Origin of the sequence: Halovivax limisalsi, assembly GCF_023093535.1 — an archaeon.
Lineage (GTDB): Archaea > Halobacteriota > Halobacteria > Halobacteriales > Natrialbaceae > Halovivax > Halovivax limisalsi.
In genome coordinates this window covers 1,224,559-1,246,624 of the sequence record NZ_CP095757.1, presented here as the reverse complement: position 1 = coordinate 1,246,624, position 22,066 = coordinate 1,224,559, and the positions used below count along the sequence as shown (strand labels likewise).

Annotated in this window: 18 protein-coding genes; 9 read left to right on the top strand and 9 right to left on the bottom strand. The window is 67.2% G+C overall.

Annotated features, from left to right (window positions below; genetic code table 11):
• Positions 1-334: 334 nt before the first annotated feature.
• The 3 genes from MXA07_RS05505 to MXA07_RS05495 all read right to left on the bottom strand — a co-directional run bounded on the left by MXA07_RS05505 (position 335) and on the right by MXA07_RS05495 (position 3,463).
• Positions 335-1,417: a PGF-CTERM sorting domain-containing protein gene (locus tag MXA07_RS05505; RefSeq protein WP_247731045.1), complete on the bottom strand. Its 1,083-nt coding sequence runs from the start codon at positions 1,415-1,417 to the stop codon at positions 335-337.
• A gap of 205 nt (positions 1,418-1,622) precedes the next feature.
• Entirely contained in the window at positions 1,623-2,231 is a 609-nt protein-coding gene (locus tag MXA07_RS05500) for a trimeric intracellular cation channel family protein (RefSeq protein WP_425492213.1), read from the bottom strand.
• Positions 2,232-3,070: 839 nt separating this feature from the next.
• On the bottom strand, positions 3,071-3,463 hold the full coding sequence (locus tag MXA07_RS05495) for a winged helix-turn-helix transcriptional regulator (RefSeq protein WP_247731043.1): 393 nt from the start codon (positions 3,461-3,463) through the stop codon (positions 3,071-3,073).
• Positions 3,464-3,595: 132 nt separating this feature from the next.
• On the opposite strand from MXA07_RS05495, the gene MXA07_RS05490 reads away from it, so the two are divergent.
• From MXA07_RS05490 to MXA07_RS05480, 3 genes are all read left to right on the top strand, one after another.
• Entirely contained in the window at positions 3,596-4,015 is a 420-nt protein-coding gene (locus MXA07_RS05490) for a DoxX family protein (RefSeq protein WP_247731042.1), read from the top strand.
• Positions 4,016-4,019: 4 nt separating this feature from the next.
• Positions 4,020-4,865 carry a VOC family protein gene (locus MXA07_RS05485; RefSeq protein ID WP_247731041.1) on the top strand — a complete coding sequence of 282 codons (846 nt, stop codon included), beginning with the start codon at positions 4,020-4,022 and terminating at the stop codon, positions 4,863-4,865.
• Between the two features lie 100 nt (positions 4,866-4,965).
• Positions 4,966-5,193 carry a hypothetical protein gene (locus MXA07_RS05480; RefSeq protein ID WP_247731040.1) on the top strand — a complete coding sequence of 76 codons (228 nt, stop codon included), beginning with the start codon at positions 4,966-4,968 and terminating at the stop codon, positions 5,191-5,193.
• 611 nt (positions 5,194-5,804) lie between these two features.
• Here MXA07_RS05480 and MXA07_RS05475 read toward each other — a convergent pair.
• Entirely contained in the window at positions 5,805-6,170 is a 366-nt protein-coding gene (locus tag MXA07_RS05475; RefSeq protein ID WP_247731039.1) for a hypothetical protein, read from the bottom strand.
• Positions 6,171-6,474: 304 nt separating this feature from the next.
• Positions 6,475-6,729 (bottom strand): hypothetical protein, encoded by a 255-nt coding sequence (locus tag MXA07_RS05470; RefSeq protein WP_247731038.1) that lies wholly within the window; start codon positions 6,727-6,729, stop codon positions 6,475-6,477.
• 514 nt (positions 6,730-7,243) lie between these two features.
• Here MXA07_RS05470 and MXA07_RS05465 point away from each other — a divergent pair.
• Complete coding sequence (locus MXA07_RS05465; RefSeq protein WP_247731037.1) at positions 7,244-7,663, top strand: hypothetical protein; 420 nt, start codon at positions 7,244-7,246, stop codon at positions 7,661-7,663.
• A gap of 100 nt (positions 7,664-7,763) precedes the next feature.
• Here the strand turns inward: MXA07_RS05465 and MXA07_RS05460 are convergent, their stop codons facing one another.
• Positions 7,764-9,137, bottom strand: a complete 1,374-nt coding sequence (locus MXA07_RS05460) for a DUF1616 domain-containing protein (RefSeq protein ID WP_247731036.1) — start codon at positions 9,135-9,137, stop codon at positions 7,764-7,766.
• Positions 9,138-9,604: 467 nt separating this feature from the next.
• Between MXA07_RS05460 and MXA07_RS05455 the strand changes: the two genes are divergently transcribed.
• Positions 9,605-10,612, top strand: coding sequence for a lipid II:glycine glycyltransferase FemX (locus MXA07_RS05455; RefSeq protein ID WP_247731035.1), 1,008 nt, complete (start codon positions 9,605-9,607; stop codon positions 10,610-10,612).
• Positions 10,613-10,761: 149 nt separating this feature from the next.
• Here the strand turns inward: MXA07_RS05455 and MXA07_RS05450 are convergent, their stop codons facing one another.
• Together MXA07_RS05450 and MXA07_RS05445 are read right to left on the bottom strand one after the other, a co-directional pair.
• On the bottom strand, positions 10,762-12,048 hold the full coding sequence (locus MXA07_RS05450; protein ID WP_247731034.1) for an ATP-binding protein: 1,287 nt from the start codon (positions 12,046-12,048) through the stop codon (positions 10,762-10,764).
• Between the two features lie 66 nt (positions 12,049-12,114).
• The gene (locus MXA07_RS05445; protein ID WP_247731033.1) at positions 12,115-12,774 is read right to left on the bottom strand and encodes a helix-turn-helix domain-containing protein; all 660 of its coding nucleotides are present in this window, start codon (positions 12,772-12,774) and stop codon (positions 12,115-12,117) included.
• A gap of 132 nt (positions 12,775-12,906) precedes the next feature.
• Here MXA07_RS05445 and MXA07_RS05440 point away from each other — a divergent pair, with 132 nt between their 5' ends.
• From MXA07_RS05440 to MXA07_RS05425, 4 genes are all read left to right on the top strand, one after another.
• Positions 12,907-14,523, top strand: coding sequence for an alkaline phosphatase family protein (locus MXA07_RS05440; RefSeq protein ID WP_247731032.1), 1,617 nt, complete (start codon positions 12,907-12,909; stop codon positions 14,521-14,523).
• Between the two features lie 423 nt (positions 14,524-14,946).
• On the top strand, positions 14,947-15,996 hold the full coding sequence (locus tag MXA07_RS05435; RefSeq protein ID WP_247731031.1) for a PGF-CTERM sorting domain-containing protein: 1,050 nt from the start codon (positions 14,947-14,949) through the stop codon (positions 15,994-15,996).
• A 127-nt stretch (positions 15,997-16,123) separates the two neighbouring features.
• Positions 16,124-20,599 carry an Eco57I restriction-modification methylase domain-containing protein gene (locus MXA07_RS05430; RefSeq protein ID WP_247731030.1) on the top strand — a complete coding sequence of 1,492 codons (4,476 nt, stop codon included), beginning with the start codon at positions 16,124-16,126 and terminating at the stop codon, positions 20,597-20,599.
• Between the two features lie 75 nt (positions 20,600-20,674).
• Positions 20,675-21,094: a DUF8059 family membrane protein gene (locus MXA07_RS05425; RefSeq protein ID WP_247731029.1), complete on the top strand. Its 420-nt coding sequence runs from the start codon at positions 20,675-20,677 to the stop codon at positions 21,092-21,094.
• Between the two features lie 58 nt (positions 21,095-21,152).
• Here MXA07_RS05425 and MXA07_RS05420 read toward each other — a convergent pair whose 3' ends face one another.
• Positions 21,153-21,953, bottom strand: coding sequence for an alpha/beta fold hydrolase (locus MXA07_RS05420; protein ID WP_247731028.1), 801 nt, complete (start codon positions 21,951-21,953; stop codon positions 21,153-21,155).
• Between the last annotated feature and the right edge of the window lie 113 nt (positions 21,954-22,066).

Here is a 22,066-nt window from a genome sequence, read left to right as displayed (position 1 = left end):
GCTCTTGCACCCTGATCGCGAGCGGTCCGGGCGCCGGCCGGGATCGGTCGGCCCGGTTCGGAATCGCCGATACGAGTTCGGCGATCGCTATCACCCTGCGGAGCGACAGTTCGATCCCGCGATCGACACCGAGCGCCATAATATCGACGCCGCACCGGCGACGCCCGCCGAATTCGGAGACTCGATGCCACGCCGACGATCGTCCAGGTGCCGGACGTCGATGGCACCAGTGGGTGCCGCCGAGGTCGACGCGAGAGACGGCATCGTTCCGGTCGAATCGACGCCGATAGGATCCAAAAGTCTCGTTCGTGCGCGCGAACCCGCGAATACAGACCTACCCGCGTCGTCGGACGAATCCGGCGGCGGCGATGAGCGCGACGAGCGCCACACCGACGCCGAAGCCGGGCATATCGTCGCCCTCGGGCTCCTGAGCGTGAATGGTCACCGACTCCGCCCCGACGGACGCCGCGTATCGCTTCGCTTCGTCGAGGACGACCGAGGTGGTGAGCGTCTCGGAGCCGTTGGCCGCGACGGTTACCTCTTCTTCCTCGATAACCTCACCGTCGACGGCGATGGGGACCGTCACCGTCTCCTCGCGAGCGCCGTTATTGGTGATCGTCGCCTCGACGTCGACCGGCTCGCCGACCGTCGCCGTCTGGTTCGCGCTGACGGACGTGGTCTCGACGCAGCTTCCGGTCCGGATAGTGACGGGTTCGTTCATATTGAGCGACGTGCGGTTCGGATCGTGATCCTCGCCCGAGAGGAGCTGCCAGTCGGTGATCTGGCCCGGCCCGTCGCGGTAGTCGGCCAGATCGTTGAAGTAGGGCGTGATTTCGACCGCGAACGGGCCCTCGAGGCCGTTGAACGCGCCGCCGTCGGTCCGCCCCTCGGCCCAGACCGAGGTGATTCGACTCGACGTCTCCGCGTGGTCCCACGTCGATTCGGAGCCGTCGTAGTTGTCGTCCTCGACGACCCACTCGCCGTCTTCGGGCAGGTTCTTGAAGAGCAGCGTCGCCGCGCCGCCTTCGGTGTCACCCTCGTAACGGTCGTGGACGAACACCAGACTGAGCCCGTCGCTCCCCTCGTGGAGGAAGAGGAGACTGGTGTCGTCCTCCTGGAGATGGGTCGTGCCGTGGGAGCTGTACGTGTAGGACGAGGGATCGGTCCCGGGGTTGCGATAGTCGTAGTACTCTTCGACCGTGCGGTGGCCGTCGCCGAGCGGATCGATTTGCACGCATCGATCGCCCTGCACCGCCACGTAGCGGTCGGTGTCGCCGTTGTACTCTGAGATGGCCAGTCCGTCGCCGTCCTGCGCGAGCGCGCCACCCGCCGCACCGAACGCGAGGGCCGTCACGACCATCAGCGCGAGGAGGGAGACGGTCGCGACGGTACCGGCCGTTCGTCTGTTGGAGATCATACCGTGCCCGCGATACCACCGTCTTCGGAAGATTTGTTATGCCGCGACTGTCCGCTCGGTACGGTGATTCTACGTGCCGCGAAAGCCCCGGACGGCACCGAGATAGCGCCGCGCCGCTGGCGAAATTGCCCGCAGCAACCGCCAGCGTCGACGATCGGCCGTCTCGTCACGAGTTCGGAGGTCCCGGCCCGCAGGAGACCGCCGGTCAGGTCCGTCGGAGCCCGAGTCGCTGCATCGTCGGAAGACTCCAGCCGAACGTGACCGCCGCCAGGCGCGTCCCGACGGTCACGATCGCGCACGCGGCGGCCGCAGCGGGCCCGGCGGCGCCCGCGCTCGTCGCGACCCAGTAGGCGCTCCCGCCGAGCACCGCGCAGCTGGCGTAGAAGTCCTCGAAGAGGATGAACGGCGAGCGATCGAGCAGCACGTCCGCCACGGCGCCGCCGCCCGCCGCGTTGATCGTCGCGACGGCGACGACGCCGACCGCCGGGAGGCTCGCCCCGGTCGCGACGATCGCGCCGGTCGTCGCGAACGCGGCGAGGCCGATCGCGTCCGCGACGAGCGTGATCGGGTGGGTCTCGGGAGCCCGGAGGACGGCGCTCAACGCGATCGCGAGGCCGACGCCGCACAGGCCCAGCCCGATCTCGATCGGCGATTGCAGCGCGAGCGGGACCCGGTTCACGAGGAGGTCGCGCGTCGTCCCGCCGGCGAAGGCCATCGCCAGTCCGACGACGGCGATGCCGAACAGGTCGAACTCCTCGCGGATGGCCTTCGCCGAACCGACCAGGGCGAACGCGACGAGCCCGATCGTGTTCATCACGGCGAACGGGTCGCCGAACAGGACGGCGCCGAGCCCTCGAGTCACTGTTCGTACGTCCGTGGCGAAACGGTTTGAGCCCTGCGTTTGCAGGTGGTGAGATGGGATTCGACAGTAACAGGACAACAAGCGAGTCCCCTCTTCGGTGAACTTCGACCGAAACACGATACGCCTCTCAATGTCATTAACGCTTTGGGTGGGGAGATATCGCGATGAGAATGACCGATGTTGTGACGGTATTCGTGGAACGGTGATGAATTATAACTGATCGGTCTATCGTGAAATGCAGTACGTTATCCGATTCGTGTTTTCAATACCCCAACACGGACTGCCAGACGTTATCTGGGTCTGAAACAGTAAAGCGAAAGATTCGAAATACATAATAGATCGAGAGGAAAAATTTCCGAAGGGGAACCCGGACCGATCGTCATATTTCGCGAAGTGAATATCGATCTTCAAATCGACGCTTCGGCCGGCATCCGCTCGAACAGGTCCTTGTGGCCCTGCTCCGATTCCAGCGTCAGGCTCGCCCGCGTTTGATCGACGTCGGCTGGTCCCTGTAGCGCGCCGGGATCCCATCCCCGTTCAGGAGCATGAACACGAAAAGCCCGTGGAGCGACCCATTCACCCCGTGATCTCGCGGAGTGAACCGCCGGCGAATTCGAACGAGAGGTGGCGAGGGAAGCGAGGTGACGGCGCAGTTACGAATTCGACGAGGCCGAGTGGACCCGCGAGATCCGACGTGGAGAGAGGCGATACCAGTTCTGAACGCATCGCGCTGGTACGCGGCCTGTCCAAGTCCACGGCACGAGTAACGTGACCGACCAGACACCGAATCGTTAGCCGAGCCAGTTCTCGCCCCACTCGTCGACCGCGTCGAAGACGGGACAGAGCGCGCTTCCCTTCTCGGTCAGTGCGTAGTAACTCGCGACCGGCGATTCGAGCTCCTTGCGATTCTCGACGAACCCGTCCGCCTCCAGATCGTCGAGCACGCGCGAGAGGGTGTAGGAGCTCGCGCCCGTCGATCGTTTGAGTTCGTTAAAGCGCTTCTCGCCGTCTCGCAGGTCGTTGAGGACGATGAGTTTCCACTTCGACCCGATCTCCTCGATCGACTCGACGACGGTGCAGACGTCCTCGTTCAGCCGTTCGACCTCGGTGTCGTCGGCCGTCTCAGGCTCCTCGGTCGTCTCACGCTCCTCGGTCGTCTCGGCCGTCGGCGGTTGGGTCGTCATTACCTACTCATACGCTTGTTGCCTGAGGTATATACGGGTTTGGTTCCAAATCAAGTCTACGATGAAACCACACTCATCGATCGACGCGACGAATCGAAACGACCGCCCCGGCCAGAACGAGGCGGTGTCGCGATGACGATCGAGACCGTCGCAGACGGCATCCCGTTCCTGGTGGGTCGGATCAGCTTCGGCGTCGTGCTCGCCCTGATGGGGCTGAATCACTTCACGGGGCTCGGCGGGATGAGCGGCTACGCCGCGGCCAAGGGCGTCCCGGCGCCGCGCCTCGCCGTGGCGGCCTCCGGCGTCGCCCTCGCGGGCGGCGGCCTCTCCATCGCGTTCGGGATCTACCCGCTCGTCGGCGCCGCCGTGCTCGCGCTGTTCTTCCTCGCGGTGACGCCGGTCATGCACGACTTCTGGACGGTCGAGGATCCCGAACGGCGCCAGTCCGAGCTGACCGATTTCATGAAAAACGTCACGCTCTTCGGGGCCGCGCTCGTATTCCTGGCCGTCGCCGACACCGCCTGGCCCTACGCGCTCGGCGTCGGGCTCTGACCCCATGACACGGACACCACCGACCGCGCTGCCGCCGGAGACCCGGATCGGCCGAACCGCCCTCGCCGTGGCCGACCGCGAGGAGATGACCGCGTTCTACCGGGACGTCGTCGGCCTCGACGTGCTCGACCGCGCCGACGACAGCGCCACGCTCGGCACCGCGAACGCACCGCTGCTCGTCCTCGACGCCACCGACGCGCCCGACCGCCGCCCCGAGACCGCCGGGCTCTTTCACACCGCCTTCCGCGTTCCGACGCGGGCCGCGCTGGGCGACGCTCTCGGTCGCCTCCGGGCCGACCGGCACCTGAGCGGTGCCTCTGACCACGGCGTCAGCGAGGCGCTGTACACGACCGATCCCGAAGGCAACGGCGTCGAGATCTACCGCGACTTCCCGCGCGAGGCGTGGCCCCGCACCGACGACGGCCGGGTCGGCATCTACACGAAGCCCCTCGATCTCGACCCGATCGTCGCCGCGAGCACGGGGGAGGCGGGCGCACCCCCCGAGACGGACGTCGGCCACGTGCACCTCGAGGTGACCTCGCTGGAGCGGTTCAGGGAGTTCTACGTGGACCTCCTCGGCTTCGAGGTCCAGACGGACCTGCCGGCCGCGCTGTTCGTCTCCGCCGGCGGCTACCATCACCACCTCGGCGCGAACACGTGGAACGGGCGCACGGAGCCGGCCGGCGAGCGCGGCCTCGCCTGGTTCGAGGTCGTGCTGCCGGATGGGGAGTCCCTCGACGCGCTTCGTGAGCGGATCGCGGAGAGCGAGTACGAGGAGACTGACTCGGACGCCGGCTTCGCCGTCTCCGGACCGGACGAGATCGAAGCGCGGTTTCGGACCGAGGCGTAGGGCCAGGGCGAATCGTAGCGTGTACCGAATACGCCTCGTAACCACGATTGAGTTACCGGAGATTACTCTTTTGTAATACCCCGACGTAATACGTAGTAGTATGACCACGACAGTCTCCGCAAAGATTCCCGACGAGTTGAAGCGGGATCTCGAAGATGAGGACATCAACGTGAGCGAGGTAGTCCGAAATGCGCTCGAGGAAGAGTTGCGCGAGCGGCGACGCGAACGGCTCCGCACGGACGTCAACGCGCTTCGAAACGAAGTCGGAGAGGGCGTCGAAACGGACGCGATCGTCTCGGCTGTCAGAGAGACGCGAGCAGAACGATAACGAATGTCGGCTTCATATTTGTTCGATGCGAGTTCGGTTGTCGAGGTCATTCTCGGAAACGGTGATGCAGAAGTCGAAATCGACGTATCGTTTGACGAATGCTGGTTAGACCTAACGCGGTACGAGGCGGCGAATGCGATCTGGAAGATCGGACTCGCTCGGGACGAATTGTCCGATTCGACGGTTTCCGACGCGATCGATATCCTCGATCGGTTGGAAGACGAGATGAACGAGATGCGGACGACTGGATCGACGACGATGGACATCGCTCGGGAAACTGGTCTGACATTTTACGACGCGTCCTATCTCGCCGTTGCGCGACGAGCGGACCTCACGTTGGTCACCGAGAATGGCGCCCTCCGGGGTGCGGCTGGGGACATCGACGTATCGGCCGGGGGACTCCGGACGGTCGGGTGAACCACCCTCCAGGACCGACTGGTCGGGACGCAGCAGTACCGCGTGTCGAAGACGGAGGACGTGTTCCGCGAGCGGGAGATAGTGCAGGGGTGACGCAAACGGAGCCGGGGCCACGCTCACGAACGTGTCGGTGCCCCGGCACTTGGGATCGAGCGCGTGATACGACGGAACCGTACCGCGGTTCGATTCCGGTATTACAACGCCCAGTCGACGAGCCACGCGATCACGCCGATGGACAGGAGCAAGATTCCGAGCGCCGAGGTTGCCGGCTCGGGGAACAGGAAGAGAACGACGCCGGCGACGATCAGCAGCGTGATCAGGCCCTCGTCCCAGAGGCTTCCGTCGGCGTCCTCGTCGGCATTCTCGTACGCCGCTTCCTCGGAATACGCCTCCCCCTTTCTGCGAACGGGCAACGGCACGCCCCACGCGCCGCCCCACCCCCACGACGGGTAGAAGGGCAGCCAGCCGCGGTTCTCGTCTTCCGCGTACGGATCGTCGCCGTAGCGATCGTCAGCCTCGCGGTACGACTCGTCGCCGAGTTCGTCACGACGGGAGGTCACACCCGACCGAAGCGGTGCCGGCCGATTCGGACTTGGGGCTGCGGCTGCAAGGGTGCTTTTTCCCGACGACGCGCTCACGTTCCGCCTCGGACGTCCGTCGAGTGGCGGATTTCGCGGACGAGAAGCAACAAATCGTGTCCCCATCTCGTGTGAGACACCTCCTACGCATTCACCCGGGGTCGACGAACCTGCGAGCGATACGACCGACTCGCTGGCGGTGCGGTAGAAACCCCCAACGGTCTCGATCGAACCGCTCGAGATCACGTCTTGCGGTGCGTTCCCCCAGTGAGACAGACACCTCGAATCACCCCCCGATCGTCCATACCGGTTCGAGTCGCTCCGCGATCGAGCCGCCCGACTGCTCGACCTCCGCGAACGCGAGCAACCCGAGCGCCGCGACGCAGTCGCCGCAGACGTGTTTCTCCACGTCTCGATAGCGATCCGCGTGCGCGCCTTCGTGGACCGCGACCAGCCGAACGCTGTGTGCGTCCGTGAGTTCCTGCCCGCAGCGCTCGCAGGCGCGACCCGGCGACGGTCGATCGTACTCGTAGCGTCCCATCAGACGACCCCCAATGAAAGGTGGGTACCGTCACCGCTCAGTTTCGAATCCGAATCCAGAACGGGACGGAGCATTGGCTGGCGATACCGCAGGCGTGCGAGACCTTTTTGTCTCGGAGGTTGGTAGCGTAACATGGCTGCTGAAAACCGTACTGGGTTTTCGGAAGCCACGTCTCGGGTGTTGGCCCACCCGGGACATTCTATCGCGCATGCCCCCGCGTCGAAGTGGAGCGTGCCTTCCGTTCAATCAGTCGTCACGACCAGTTATATAACTATCGGAGATGTCTGAATCGAACGGCGACAGGGCTGGCGAGGAGGCTTCGGTATTCGACGACCGATCGATTCACCGAGTCGTTGCCGGTGGAGCGGGCCGGCGTTCGAGGGGCTTCATACTGGCAATTTCACTGTGCCGGAAATCCGCGACAGTTCGACACGGCTACAGCTGAAAGCGCCCGCTGCGGTTTTCTGTAACTCGGTTCCTCACATCTACCACATACAATAGTCTCCCACGCAATATGCCATTTGGTATCATGGCGCCATCCCATCACGAAAACGGTGAACGGGTGAGCGAGCGATGGAACGCCGTTTTCGAAGCGCTCTCGTCGGAGCCGCGCCGTCAACTGATCGTCTCGCTGTTGGATGCCGAAGCGAACGAACCGGTCCCCTTACCCGAAAGTGCCGTCATGTCCAACGTTCCGCCCGACCCGGAGACGCTTCGCCTGGAATTACACCACGTCCACCTGCCAATGTTAGCGGAGCTGGGATTCATCACCTGGGAAACGGACCCGCTCGTCGCCGCCCGTGGTCCACAGTTCGATGAAGTAGCGGTGGTTTTCGAAGCCTTCCACGAGGTAGCGTCCAGTATTCCCGAGTCATTGGTCGTTGGCTGTCGACGACTCGAAGAAGAGATGGAGACCAGCGCCGATCTCTGCTAGCCGACTCGTGCGGGAGTCCGCAGAGAGCGAATGTCGAGCCGACGATCCCGCAGACTACCGTGGGCGTCGCCTCCCGGTCGTCGTCATCGGTTCCCCAGCCTTACTCGTCGCCGTCGCCGTCAGCCTCACCATCATCGTCCCCGAAGAAGTCGTCGAAGAACCCCCCATCGTCGTCCTCGTCGCCGTCCTCACCGGCATCGTCCGCTTCCTCGTCGGCATCGTCGCCGTCCTCCCCGTCATCGCCACCCGACTCCTCCGGCGGACCGTCACCGGAATCGTCCGGCGGACCCTCGCCCTCGCCGGGGCCCTCACTATCGTCAGGTTCGCCGTCCTCGCCGTCCGGTTCGGCCCCCTCGTCGGCTGCATCGTCCTCGCCATCGGTTTCCGCGCCGTCGCCACCGGCGTCAGTCCCCGCCACGCCGCCGACGTCGACCCAGAGGTGCGTGTAGCGGTAGGCGTTCTCGACCGTCGGCTCCGCGGGGACGTCGTCGGCGGGGTACAGCAGGAAGACCAATCGGACCCGGCCCGACTCGACGGTCGGCGAGACCGTCAGGTCGCCGTAGCCTGTCGTGCCGTCGTCGAGTTCGTAGGCGACGCGGTCCAGCGTCGTGTGATCGACGACCGAGCCGTTCGCGTACGTCTCCTGGCGGACGAGCACGGTGTAGGAGGTATCCTGGTCCTCCTGGTTTTCGACGGCGACGGTCACCGGGACCGAGGCGCCCGATTCGATCGCGTCCGGAAAGCCGCCCGCGACGTACTCGCCCGATTCGTCCGTCGTGAGCAACTGCATATCGGTGTAGGTTTCGCCGTCCTGCGGGGCCAGCAGGGCGTAGCCGCCGGTCGCGAGGGCGAGGACGACCGCGCCGACGAGGGCGAGGTTGGCGAGCGTGAACGCGGGCGAACCGACGAGCATCGCTCGCGTGTCCGGGACACTCCCTGCGACGTCGAGTCGGTACCGATCCGACGGCGCCACACGGTACCGGCGAATCGCCGCGAGCGCCGTCCCCCCGAGGACGAACGCGACGAGCGAGGCGACCACCGACGCCGCGGCGAAGGTGTCGACGGTGGCGACGACGAATGCGATCATGGGCAGCAGGGCCAGGCTCGTCCCGAACGAGAGGGCCAGGCGCTCGATCGTCGACGGCGGACCGTCGCGAACCGACTCGAGGGCGCCCGGCGGAGCGATCCGTCGGTTCGCGGACCCAGATCCGCCGGCGGCACCCGCCCCGCCGTGCCCATCGGTGGCGCCGCTCGATCGCGGGAACAGCGCCGCGACGACGGCGTAGCCGGGCGCCAGGAACACCAGCGGGAGGCCGACCAGCGCCCGGATCGGCGGCGATGCGGGGTTCCAGACGAGCAGCACGGCCGCGGCGAGGGCGGCGACGCTCGCCAGCGCCGCGAGGTCGATCGCCACCTCCGCGAAGCGACTCTCGCCGGTATCGTACGCGTTCGACTGCGAGAACGACGGCTTCATCCCTTATCGGGGCCACGGCCGGTCGGCGGTTTGTTACGACTCGACTACCGATCGATCCCCCGGTCGCGACGGGTCAGACCGCGGGTGAGTGCGGCCGGACGCATCCGCGCCCGAGGCGACCGAACGCCGCGGGAACGGACCGCCTACTCGCGACCGCCCGACGACGACCCCCGAGGGCACGCGGGACGCGAACCGCGTCCGACGGCCGCTCGGGGGCACTGACGGCTGTCCGACGCCGATCGCCCGACGCTGGCGCCCGGCCAGCGATCGCTCGCTTCGCCCATCGCCCTCGCAGCGCCACTGGTCGGACCGCACCGGGGCGATAAGCGCGCGATTACAAAACGAATTCACCGCCATCACTGACCTATGCGCACTCGACCGCCATCCGACCGACCAGCCGCGTCGGCGACGACGGAGCCGCCGATCCGTCGACTGTCAGCCGACCGCGATACTCGCGCCTTCGAACCATGGTGAGCGTCAGCCTCGCGACCGACGACGAGCTCGACGCGTGGAACCGCATCGTCGCCCGGTCCCCCCAGGTAACGTATTTTCACGAGTACGAGGCCCTCGAGGTCCTCGCCGAGCACGCTGGCGCACGGCTGTACCCGCTGATCGGCTACAAGGGTCGGGAACCCGTCGGCGTCTTCCCCCTCTTCACGCTCCGCAAGGGGCCCGTGACGGCGGCGTTCTCGCCGCCGCCCCACCTGCGGGTCCCCGCGCTCGGCCCCGCGTTCACCAACCTCGACAAGCTCAAACAGCGAAAGCGCGAGAAGCGTCGCGAGCGCTTCCTCGAGGGCTGTTTCGAGTGGCTCGACGAGGAGCGCTCGCCCCGGTACGTCCACGTCCGGACCGCACCCGGCTTCCCCGACGCGCGGCCGTTCGTCTGGCAGGACTACGACGTCTCGCCGATCTACACCTACCACGTCGACGTCACGCCCGACCCCGACGACCTCCTCGATCGATTCTCGAGCGACGCCAGACGAAACGTGACGAACACGCCCGAAGACGCTTACACCGTGGAGGAAGGCGGCCGCGAAGCGATCGACGACATCGTCGAGCAGGTCGCCGCCCGCTACGCCGCCCAGGGCGTCTCGTTCGACGTCCCCGCCGCATTCGTCCGCGATCTCTACGACCGCGTCGAGGGCGGCGCGATCCGTCCGTACGTCCTGCGCGTCGACGACGAATTCGTCGGCGGCATCCTCGCCGTCGAGTACGGCGACACCGTCGGCCGGTGGATGGGCGGCGTCCGAACCGACCGCGATATCGACGTCCCGACGAACGACCTCCTCGACTGGACCATCATGCGCGAAGCCCACGAGCGCGGCCTCGAAACCTACGACCTCGTCGGGGCCGAAACCCAGCGCATCAACCGCTACAAGGCGAAGTTCAACCCCGCCCTCGAGACCTACCACGAGATCGAACGCGGCAGCTGGGGCATGCAAACCCTCGCGCACCTCTACAACACAGTTAAGTAAACCGAACTTTTTCGGGTCGATCGGGACCTCCGGTCCCGCTGACCATGCGAACGGGCGCTGCGCGCCCGTGAGCAGAGGGGGTTCGCGCTCCGCGCGAACCCGACGAAGAAAAAGTTCGGTGCTGACGATCAAGATTGCTCTGTAACCGATCAATCGGTGTTAGTGGTCTGGGGAGCGGCCTGATCGGCATTCTCGTGGTGTCCGATACCGGTCAATCCCGTCGTTCTCTCTCGCCGAGCGGCCACACTAGGAACGCTCGTCGATTCGACCCGAGCGGTGAGCGTGAACGAAAATGTCGATCCCTCATTGGAATCTGAATCGACCCAGATCGATCCGCCGTGGCGTTCGACGATCCGTTTGCACAGGGCCAGCCCGATTCCAGAGCCGGCGTGATCCTCGATCGAGTGGAGCCGCTGGAAGATATCGAAAATACGGTCGGAATCGTCGATGTCGATCCCGATTCCCTCGTCTCGAACTGAAACCGTCCACTCGTCCTCGCCCTGTGCTGCCGAGACGTGGATCTGTGGCGGGTCGTCGCCGCTGTACTCGATCGCGTTGCTCAGCAGATTCTGGAACAGCTGGTGGAGCTGTCTGTCGTCGCCTTCGATCGTGGGTAGCGGCTCTCGCGTGACCGTCGCGTCGCTCTCTTCGATCTTGAACGTGAGGTCGGCGAGAACGTCGTCGAGAACGGCGTCCAGATCGACGTCATCGAACGAGTCACCTTGCGTGTCGACCTGTGAATATTCGAGAAGGCCATCGATCACGTCACTCATCCGCTCGGCGCCGTCGACAGCGAAATCGATGAACTCCTGGCAATCCTCGGAGAAATCGTCCCCGTACCGACGCTCGGCGAGTTCCAGGTAGCGCGTCACCATCCGGAGCGGTTCCTGTAAGTCGTGTGAGGCCGCGTACGCGAACTGCTCCAACCGTTCGTTGGAGTCCTGTAGTTGGCCGACCGCCTCTTCGAGTCGCTGTTCGGTTCGTTGTAGCGTGTCGTTTCGCTCCTCGAGCGTTTTGGCGTGGGTGAGCGCCTGCGCGTTGTTTACGCCGATCCCCAGCCCCGCGATCGAGCCGATCGACAACAGGACTGCCTGGGTTCCAAACGTGAAATTGACCTCGACGCCGGGATGGAGGACGCGCAACCCGAGGACGATCCCCATGACGACGACCCCACCACAGGTCCACGTCACGATCCGCGGATAGAACCCGGGTTTGATAGACGACGTCGGTAACCAGAGCCCGATATACAGCATCACGACTCCCGGCGCGCTAAGCAGGATCAAATCGAGCCCAGCTTCTACCGGACCGCCGCTGCTAGTCAGCTCGTTGATCGATCTGCCGATCGCTGCGACGACGAGCAGGAGACCGACCGCAGGAATAACCCGGCGCCAGACGCTCAGACCGTCCAGTGAGGATTCGGTAGGAGTACTGCCCATTACGCGTACAAAATCCCCCGTCCGGATCAGTGCCGCTTTTGTATTCCCAACGCGCTTTTAAGTTGCCTACCGGGTCTGCGGTTCGACATCGGAGAGCGTACTCCCGAGGATGTGCTTTACTCCGCGCCGGAGTCGAGAGGCGACGGCCTGCTGTGAGATGCCCAACTCACCCCCGAGGTCCGCCATCGTTACGTCACGCGGTGAGTTGAAGTATCCCCGATCGTAGGCGAGCACCAACGCCTCCTGCTGGGCCTCGGTCAACGCCGCCTCGGTGGCCGTCTCGATAGGCGTGAGCGCGTGCAACTCGGTCAACGTGATGGTGATATCTAACTCCCGACAGCGTGACTGAAAGGCCGCGATGTCGCTTCGAGCGTCCCCGCGGATCTCGAACGTCCACTGCTGATCCGTGCCGGTGGCTCTGATGAGTGCGATTTTCGTCTCCGTCAACGTCGTGAGGACGTCGTCGTGATCCAGCGCCCACTCCACGCGGAGCAGATATTCGTCCGCGACGGAATCGACGAGTTCGATGCGATTGACGCCCGGGTGCTCCCGAAACGTGCCCTCGATATCGGCGACTGACGTTCCCCGAACCCAGAAGTACGGGATCACGACGTCGCGGGCGGGGATGATCCGTTCCAGTTCGACCGTCACGTCCGGGAGCTGTTCGAACACCGTCCCCAGGGGGAACTGGTCGGACGGAACCGTGAAGGTAGCCTCAGTAGCCATCGTCAGAGCTGTCGCGTCTCGGGCGTAAATACTCGTCACGGGAGTGTGCTACGGGGTCACGAGTGGGTAGTCGGCGAATACCCCGTCGAAGCGTTCTCATAACCAAGGCCAAATCGGTGGCCCTCCAGCACAATGACAGGAAGTGCTGGGCTCCGGACCCTGCTGGTGGGGATCGACGCGGCCTGCGAGCGCGTGCTGGACCCGCTGTTCGCAGACGACGAATTGCCGACGCTCTCGAGGCTGTTCGGGCGCGGGGCGAGCGGGCCGCTGGAATCGCAGGTGCCGCCGTGGACGGCGAGCGCGTGGCCGTCGCTGTACACCGGGATGAATCCCGGCAAGCACGGCGTCTACAGCTTCCTCTCCTTCGAGGGCTACGACTGGGACGTCGTCAACGCCACGGACGTGCGCGAGCGAACGCTCTGGGAGTTGCTGGATCGACACGGGAAGACGAGCGTGGTGGTGAACGCGCCGGTGACGCACCCGCCGCGGGCGTTCGACGGCGCGCTCATCCCCGGGTACACGGCGCCGGAGGATCCCGACAGTCACCCGTCGGGCGTGCTCGACGAGGTGCGCGCGGAGCTCGGCGACTATCGGGTCTACCCGACCGACGACTCCACGGGGGCGTACTGCGACGCCATCCGCTCGCGCGGCGAGGCGTTCCGGTACCTGGCTCGCCGGTTCGAGCCCGAGTTCGGCTTCCTCCAGTTCCAGGTGACCGACACGATCTTCCACCGCCGGCCCGAGGACGACGCGGCGATTCGGTCGATCTACCGCGAGGTGGATCGCCAGGTGGGCGACGCGATCGACGAGTGCGATCCGGACGTGGTCGTCGTGGCGAGCGATCACGGAATGGGGCCCTACGAGGGCCGCGAGTTCCGGGTCAACACATTCCTCGAGGAACTGGGGCTCGTCGAGACGACCCGCGGCGGGCGCGGCATGCCGACCTGGTCGCAGGCCAGAGAGAACGGGTTCAAAGCCGGTTCGGCGCGGAAACCGACCGCGGGCGAGCCCGACGTCCTCACGAGGTCGATGGCCGCGCTGGCCGCGGTCGGGTTGACCAGTCAGCGGATCGAGGCCGCCCTCGAACGGGTGGGTCTGGCCGACGCGGTGGCCGAGCGCGTGCCGGATTCGGTCGCGAGCGCCGCCAGCGAGCAGGTGGATTTCCCCGCCTCGGCGGCGTACGTGCGCTCGCGGATCGAACTCGGCATCCGAATCAACCTGCAGGGCCGCGAACCGAACGGCGCGGTGCCGCCGTCGGCCTACGACGACGTCCGCCGGTCACTGATGAACGAACTCCGGGCGCTGACGACGCCCGACGGCGACGCGGTGTTCGAGACCGTCGCGCCGCGCGAGGCGTTCTTCCACGGCCCGGAGACAGACCGTGCAGTGGACGTCGTCACCATCCCGGCTGACTACGAGCACTTCCTCTCGGCGACCCTTCGCCCGGAGCTGTTCGGCGAGCCCGCCGAACCGTGGAACCACAAGCCGGCGGGGATCGTCGCGGTCGCCGGCGACGACGTCGACGCCCGGGCGGGCATCGGCGCCGCCCACCTCTGCGACGTCGCCCCGACGGTCCTCGCGACGCTCGGCGTCCCCGCCGACGATCGCATGGACGGCACCGTCCTGCCCTGCGTCCACCCGATCGCGACGACGTCGTATCCCCGACTCGAGATGGAGACCGGGTCCGATGTCGAGACGGCCGACGACCGGGTGGAGGAGCGGCTGGCGGATCTCGGCTACATCGAGTGAGGGCGCGGCCGAGGACGGCATTCGGTCGTCGCCCCGTCGCCGGCGACTCGCGGACGAAGTCGTCCATTCAGTCGGGACGCACTATCGCTGTCTTCCACGCAGTCGACGGCGACGCGGTATCGCCGTCCTCTCGTACAGTCAGTGATCCGACGGGGCGAAGAATCCGTGTAGTCGCCAGCCCCGCCCGGTCGGTCCACCGTAGTCGGTCGACCGACCGGTTCCGGCCGCCGCGTCGGCCGTTTCGTGAACCCTACGCGTCGGTTGCCGGCCCCTACGCCTCACTTTCCGGCCCCTACGCGTCGGTTGTCGCCCGCTACGCATCGCTTGTCGATCCCTTACTTCGGGCTGTCGAGCGCCTACCAGTCGGTACGCGGTACATGGCAAAATTCCGCACGTCCATCGGTTCGGACTGGTTCGACAACCATGACGTCAGGAAACGATACGGATCGGAATCGGTACCCCAGAGCGGTCGGCCTCGCCGTCGCCGGCGCGCTCGTCGGCACACTGCTACTCGCGATCGTCGGGGCGCCCGGCGCGCTGGCCCAGGCGGACGAGAACGTTTCGGAACCCGCCGCCGAGATACCGGTACCCGAACCGGGTGACCCGTACTTCGAGGCGGAGGACCCGGACGGCGAGTGGATCAGTTATCGCAACCCGCGCGACGAGTATCGGAACCCGTACCTCGGCGATGGGTCGGGCAAGCTCTGCGTGACGCTGCTCAACGAGGCGGGCGAGCCGATCACCGGCCGGACCATCCCGGAGACGCGCGTGACGATGCCGACCGGCGAGACGATCGAGTGGCACACCCGGGCCGATCCCTTCGTCGTCGAGTACCCGCTGACCGAGCACTACGACCGGCCGTTCGACTCGGACCAGTTCGGCGCGGCCGACGACCTCCCCCAGGGCGACGGCTACCTCGACAGTCACTGCATCGAGTTCCACGGGCCCACCGAGACCGCGACGATCTCCTACGGTAACGTGACGATCGCGGGCGAACACGCCGATCGGGTCGAACTCGTCGGCTTCGTCCAGCAGGCCAACGAGGCCTGGGAGACCGACGTCGACCCGATCGAGGCTGCCGTCCCGTACGAGGAGGTCGGGAGCTTCACCTACGAGCCTGGCGGCTCGCACGGCCAGGCGGTCGCCGTCCTCCAGTTGCAGCCGCCCCGCGACGATGACGGGGATGAAGCGAACGACGGCCCGGGAGGCGGCACCGAGTCGGACGGCGACGAGTCGACTGACGGATCGGACGGCGACGGGCGCACGGCGGACGACCCGGCGACGAGCGATCCGGACGGTGTCGACGAAACCGACGGTAACGGAACCGGAGACGACGAGAACGGATCGACGGTCGTCCGCAACGAGGGTGCCGAACGCGACGAGGACGCCTCCGACGAGTTGTCGGGCTTCGGCCCGCTCGCGGCGGTGCTCGCGCTATCGATCGGCGGGTTCTTCCTCCACCGTCGACGCTGAGCGCGACCGTCCGGCGAGCCGCGAGAACCGCGCAAGGATTTTCCCCCTGCTCCATCAGTCTCAGAGCGAACGCTGCGCTGGCCGGAGCGAGGGAGCCGCGACGTCGATCCAGGCAGCCGTGACGACCATGCAACGCGATCGCGACTTTCGGCGCACGCGCAGGCCGTTTTCGAGTGGCCACCTCGAGGGCCCGTTCCGCGAGTCGCCGGCCTGGACCGACCTCGACGACGCGAGCCAGCGAGCGGCCGTCGACGCCGTCCGGGAGATCTGGGAGCGAGAGCGGGCGACCGCCGCCGACCGGTCGGCGAGGGAGCTCGAAGCGACGTTCGTTCGACCGATCCTCCGCGCCCTCGAGCGGCACCTCGGCGAGCCGGTCGACGGGAGGGGAGACGACGGGGTCGATCCGGGTGGGACGAGCGAGGGCGGCCCCGATCGAACGGCCGCGACGGAGTGGACCGACGATTCGTCGGCGAGCGCGTCGACGGTTCGGCGGTTTGCGCCGACGCGAACCGTCCGAACGTCGGAGGGCGATGACGACCGAGGGGGTGAGTACGCACACACTGCCGGCGACGGATCGGACGGCGGGAAAGAATCGATCGGCGACGCGGTCGCCCTGCTCGACGTCAGGGTGTGGGACCGGCCGCTCGACGCCGTCGGGGAGTCCGCACCGAATTCCGACGAGTCGTCCGCGACGGACGCCGGCGTCCCGAGTTACCAGGTTCACGCGGCGCTCCAGGCCGCACCGGTTCGCTGGGCGATCTGTACGAACGGCCGGACGTGGCGCCTCTACGACGCGTCGTCCAGTCACCGGCTCGACGCACCCTACGAGATCGACCTGCCGGCGCTCCTCCGGTCGGGAACGCTCGAAGACTGGCGGTACTTCACGCAGCTCTTCGGGCCGACGGCCGTCGAGCCCGACGACGAGGGACGCTGTTTGCTCGATACCGTCGCCGCCGAGAGCGAGACGTACCTCGAGTCGATGGAAGCGGACCTCCAGCGAAACGCCCGTCGGGCCGTCGAAGCGCTCGCGAACGGGTTCCGACGCGGTCGGGAGGACGCACACTCTCGCTCACCGACGGCACGCGCGGACGCACCCGATCCGACCGGCGGTCCAGCCCCCGACGACCGCCTTCTTCAGGCCTCGATCCGCGTCCTCGTTCGGCTGCTCGTTCTGGGGACCGCGTCGCGTCGCGAAATCGTATCGGTCGAGACCGGTCCGACGGATCGAAGCGACGCGCACGTTCTCGATCGACTCCGCCGAGTTGCCGTCGATAACGGCGGCGATGACGACGGACGCCACCACCGGTCGAGCGGTGCGTGCTGGGACAGGCTGACGACGCTGTTCGATTCGCTGGCGGACGCGACCGGACGGTCGGTCGACGATCGAGCGGCCCCCGGAGCACGATCCGATGACGGCCGGGACGGGGTCGGATCTCGCAGGCGCGAGGACCGGGTCGAGCAATTCCTCGCGAACGCACACCTGGGCGACGCCACTCTCGGTCGCGTCCTCGACCTGCTCAGCTATCGCGACGGGAACGCGGACGGCGACGCCCGTCGATTCGCGTACGACGACCTCGACGGGCGCTCGCTTGGCCGTCAGTACGAGGCACTGCTCGAGTTCGAGCTGGCGGTCGCGACGGAGCCGCTTCGGCGATCCGACGGCGAGTGGGTTCCGCAGGCTGACGCGGAGGGTCCGGCTGGGGCGACCGACGAGCGGCAGCAACCGTCCGGCGGGTCCAGCGACTCTGACGCGAACGTGCCGACGGACGCGGCCGGCGACGCGAGCGAGCGAACCGGGGAGCCCGCGGTCGTCGAAGCGGGCGCGATGTACCTGCGCCGCGAATCGGACGAGCGGGCGGTGACCGGGTCGTTCTACACGCCACAGTGGGTCGTCGACGGCGTCGTCGACGACGCGCTGGGCCAGCTCGTCGAGGCCATTCGGACGGGCGACCGCGGCGGCGCGGCGTCGACCCGCGGTCGCGACGATGGGATCCCGTTCCTCGATCGGCTCCGGGAGCGTCGCGTCCTCGACCCGGCGATGGGGACCGGGCACTTCCTCCTCGGGGCGCTCGATCGGGTGACGCTGGCCGCGGTCCGCGCCGCGGATCGAGCGGCGACGGCAGACGACGCATCGCCGCTCGATCGATCTCCAGACGTCGACCGAATGCGACGGATCGTCGCGGCAAACTGCCTCTACGGCGTCGACACGGACCCGGTGGCCGTCGAACTCGCCCGCGCGTCGCTGTGGCTTCGAGCGGGACCCGAGCGCGACGAGCTTCGAGCGGGGACCGACGACGACGCTCTCACACGCCTGGGCGAGCACCTCCGGACCGGCAACGCGCTGCTCGGGTGCGCGGGCGATCCGATCGAGGCGATCGCGAGCGAAGCGACCGAGGGAGACGATGAGGTGGCCGACGGCCGGACCCCGAATCGATCCGACCGACTACGGACCGTCCTCGACGCCCGGACGGCCGTCGCCTGCGGATTCGAGGACGTCCCGGCGGACGCGCCAGAGCGATTGGCGAACGCGCTCTCGTCCGACGACGCGTGGGAGCGGGCGTGCGACGCCGAGTGGGTCGACGACGTCGACCGACTGGCGAGCGAGCACGCGTTCTTCCACTGGCACCTGGCGTTTCCGGCGGTCTTCGCACGACGCGAACCGCCGGCCGAACGCGGAATCGAAGGGACGGGCGGCCCAGCGAACCGCCGAGACGACGAAGGGGGAGCTCGGTTCGAGCGAGACGGGGGCGAGACAGGAACTCGATCGGACGCGGCGACCGGGTTCGACGCCGTCGTCGGCAATCCGCCGTGGGTGATCACCGGCGAGGAGCCGGTCCGTGCGTCCGTCGAGTCGACCTACCGGTACCAGTCCGGCCAGCCCGACCTCTATCGCTGTTTCGTCGAACGGTCGGTCGACCTGGCGCGCGAGACGGTGTCGCTGGTGACGCCCCAGTCCTGGCTCTCGATGCCGGCGGCGAGCGAGCTCAGGCGGGCCACCGTCGGAACGGGGATGCTGCGTCGCGTGAGCCTCCTCCCGCGATCGACCTTCCCGGCGGTTGGAGCGAACGCGACGACGTTCGTCCTCGACGTCGCGGGCGGACACGAGCGGATCGAGGTCTTCGAGCGCCGCCCGGACGGGGCTCCGATCCGCATTCGCGACGTGGCCGTCGAGTCGATCGCGGCCGAGAACTACCGCCTGGAACTGCGGGCGAGCGAGCGCGAGCGCGCCCTCGTCTCGCGACTCGAAGCCGACGCGACGCCGCTCGGCGACCTCGTCGACCGGACCGTCGGCTACCAGCTCTACCACGCGGACCTGCACGACCCGGACGTCATCGAGGCCGAAGCCCACCACGCGAGCGAGGCGGTCAGCGACGGCCACGTCCCGGAGATTCGCGCGTCGTCGCTCTCGCCCTACCACGTCGATCCGACGCCCGACGGCTACGTCGACCGCGAGGCCGAGTTCTTCCGCCTGCCGCCGGCTCGGTTCCGGGACGGCGACCGCGTCCTGGTCCGGGAGGTCACCGGCGACGACGGCATCACCGCTGCGCGGGTGCGACGGGAGGCGCTGGTTCCGAAATCGATCATCACGATCGTGCCGACCGACGACCGCCTCGACGCCGGAACGCTCACCGCGCTGTTGAACAGTCGACTCCTCTCGTTCGTCCACCTCGTCTCCGGCGAGAAGGGCAGCCAGCAGCTCTTTCCGCGCCTCTCGCTGTCCTCGCTGGATCGATTGCCGATCCGCCTGCCGCCCGCGGACCCGGACTGGACGGACCTGATCGACGAGACGGTGACCGGGGCCGAGGCGGAAGTGGGGAACGAGGCGGTGGCCGGAAGCGAGGCGGAAGTGGGAGACGAGACGGACGCGCAGGCGATCCGCACGGCGTACGACCGTGCGGCGGATGGGGCGGCGTTTTGCTCCTGGCTCGCCGACGATATCTCGCGCCTGTCCGAGCGCCGGGCGGCGCTCGAGACCGACCTCGACGCCTACCTCGACTCGTACCGCTGGGGGCCGTCGCTCGGCGACCTGCCGGGCTGCGATCCGATTCCGGGCGCGGCCGAGAGCGTGCTCGCGGAGACGACCGCGACGCGACGGAAGCTCCGGCTCGCGGCGGCGGTCGAGATTCGCGAGGACGACGGCGCCATCGTCATCGCAGTGCGAGCCCGCTACAAGCCAGCGGGCGCGTCCGAGCGTGACGCGGACGACCCGACGAGCGAGACCGACGACCAAACGTTCGAGACCGACACTCACGGCTACGTGACGACCGACGCGATCCCGGCGTTCAGGATCGACGGCCCCGGGCCGGAGGTCCGACCGGTCCTCTCGGCGTTCGTGCCGTACGCCGTCTCGCGCGCGGACGGCTTCGCGGACGTCCGGACGAACGCGACGAAGACGATCTCGCTCCTCGACCGGCTCGCGGCCCTCAGGCTCCCGAAACCCGACGACATCGCGGACGACCTCGCCCGCTACGCAGCGACGGTCGAACGGGCGCGAGCGCTCGACGAGGCGATCGAGGCGCGGCGCGAACTCGTCGACGAACTCGTCTTCGAGCTGTACGACTGCACCGAGGCGGAGCGTCGACTCGTCCGCGAGCGGCTCTAGCGGTCGGATCCGAACGCGCAAGCCCTGCTGGCACCCCAAATATTACCCGAAACGGACATATCCGACTAACTGTATATGACGAAGGTTCTCAAGGCGAGCGGCTTCCTCGGACTGACCGTCATGATGGCCGTCGGCATGCACCAGCTCGCGATCGTCGCCGGTGGGGACGCCGTCCCGGCGTGGATGATGGGCGGACACGCCCACCTCGGCGTCATCTCGATCCTCGCGATCGTGATGGGCTTTGCCGTCCCCGCACTCGGCGTGACGGGCACCCTCCGGACCGCGGTGACGGGCCTGTTCGTCGCCGGTCAGTGGGGCATCCCCGGCGTCGTCTGGCTCGGCGAAGGCTTCGGCCTGACGTTCCTCATGCCGACCGGCTTCCTCTGGGGCGCCGCGCTCATCCTCTCGATGCTGATCATGCTCTACGCGACAGTGACGGGCGACGATGACGCGAGCGGCGCCGACTCCGGGCTCGGCGCACCCGCGGACGACTAGGTCGAACGCGGCCGATCGAGAGGGCGTCGTGTACGGGACAATCCTCGAGTCGCGTCGATCACGAGACGCGATCGTCGAGGAAGGATTCGACGACATCGACGACCCGGCGCGGTGATCGCGCCGGACCGCCGTGGCCGAGGCCGTCGAACTCGACGAAGCGACTGTTGGGCAGTGCGTCGTGGACGCTCCGGGCACTTTCGCGAAGGAAGTCCGGCCCGGCCGTCCCGGTCAGCACCAGTACCGGCGCGTCGACGTCCAGCCGATCGGGGAGCCGATACCGTTCGACGGCGCGATTCATCCTGGTCACCTCCTCGGCGAGGTCGACGCAGTCGGGCCAGACCGGCCACTCGGCCAGCCACGCGTCGAGGTCGTCGATCCCGTCCGGGTGGAGGACCAGCTCGACGTAGCGCTGGATCGCCTCGCGACGACGGCCGTCCTCGAGCAGTCGCTCCATCTGGGCGGCGAGATCGGCCTCGGTCCGGAAGGGCTCGGGGAGGATCGCAGGTTCGTACGCGACGACCGCGTCCACCGTCGCCGCCCGCGCGGCTTCGATGGCCGCGAGCGCGCCGTAAGAGTGTCCGAACAAGATCGGCTCGCCGTCGACCGTGTCGACGAGTTCGCGGACGTACCGAACCTCGCGGTCGAGGACGTCCTCCGGCCCCGTCTCCGCCGGGTCGTCGAGGCACGTCCCGAAGCCCGGCCGCTGCGGGACGATCGTGGCGTAGTTCTCCAGCTCGGGACGGACTGGCGTCCAGTACTCCGGGGGCGCCATGCCGCCGTGAAGCAGGCAAAGCGGCTGACCCGTTCCGTCTCGGTCGTAGGTGAACTGCGTTCCGTCTGTATCGTGATTCGGCTGCATGCACTCTCCGTTCGGCTGTCCGGACGGTAGACCCGTCTCTCAGTGATGCGGCCCTTTATGGCGGCGCCGGTCGCGTCGGTGGGTACCTGGAAGCGTCGATCACGCACGACGGG

Excerpts from the sequence above, each read along its gene's own strand:
- MXA07_RS05470 (WP_247731038.1), bottom strand. The coding sequence starts at position 6,729 with ATGGGACGCTACGAGTACGATCGACCGTCGCCGGGTCGCGCCTGCGAG.
- MXA07_RS05420 (WP_247731028.1), bottom strand. The coding sequence starts at position 21,953 with ATGCAGCCGAATCACGATACAGACGGAACGCAGTTCACCTACGACCGA.
- MXA07_RS05455 (WP_247731035.1), top strand. The coding sequence starts at position 9,605 with ATGGTGAGCGTCAGCCTCGCGACCGACGACGAGCTCGACGCGTGGAAC.
- MXA07_RS05485 (WP_247731041.1), top strand. The coding sequence starts at position 4,020 with ATGACACGGACACCACCGACCGCGCTGCCGCCGGAGACCCGGATCGGC.
- MXA07_RS05490 (WP_247731042.1), top strand. The coding sequence starts at position 3,596 with ATGACGATCGAGACCGTCGCAGACGGCATCCCGTTCCTGGTGGGTCGG.
- MXA07_RS05430 (WP_247731030.1), top strand. The coding sequence starts at position 16,124 with ATGCAACGCGATCGCGACTTTCGGCGCACGCGCAGGCCGTTTTCGAGT.
- MXA07_RS05450 (WP_247731034.1), bottom strand. The coding sequence starts at position 12,048 with ATGGGCAGTACTCCTACCGAATCCTCACTGGACGGTCTGAGCGTCTGG.
- MXA07_RS05465 (WP_247731037.1), top strand. The coding sequence starts at position 7,244 with ATGCCATTTGGTATCATGGCGCCATCCCATCACGAAAACGGTGAACGG.
- MXA07_RS05495 (WP_247731043.1), bottom strand. The coding sequence starts at position 3,463 with ATGACGACCCAACCGCCGACGGCCGAGACGACCGAGGAGCGTGAGACG.
- MXA07_RS05480 (WP_247731040.1), top strand. The coding sequence starts at position 4,966 with ATGACCACGACAGTCTCCGCAAAGATTCCCGACGAGTTGAAGCGGGAT.
- MXA07_RS05460 (WP_247731036.1), bottom strand. The coding sequence starts at position 9,137 with ATGAAGCCGTCGTTCTCGCAGTCGAACGCGTACGATACCGGCGAGAGT.
- MXA07_RS05425 (WP_247731029.1), top strand. The coding sequence starts at position 20,675 with ATGACGAAGGTTCTCAAGGCGAGCGGCTTCCTCGGACTGACCGTCATG.
- MXA07_RS05435 (WP_247731031.1), top strand. The coding sequence starts at position 14,947 with ATGACGTCAGGAAACGATACGGATCGGAATCGGTACCCCAGAGCGGTC.
- MXA07_RS05500 (WP_425492213.1), bottom strand. The coding sequence starts at position 2,231 with ATGAACACGATCGGGCTCGTCGCGTTCGCCCTGGTCGGTTCGGCGAAG.
- MXA07_RS05440 (WP_247731032.1), top strand. The coding sequence starts at position 12,907 with ATGACAGGAAGTGCTGGGCTCCGGACCCTGCTGGTGGGGATCGACGCG.
- MXA07_RS05505 (WP_247731045.1), bottom strand. The coding sequence starts at position 1,417 with ATGATCTCCAACAGACGAACGGCCGGTACCGTCGCGACCGTCTCCCTC.
- MXA07_RS05445 (WP_247731033.1), bottom strand. The coding sequence starts at position 12,774 with ATGGCTACTGAGGCTACCTTCACGGTTCCGTCCGACCAGTTCCCCCTG.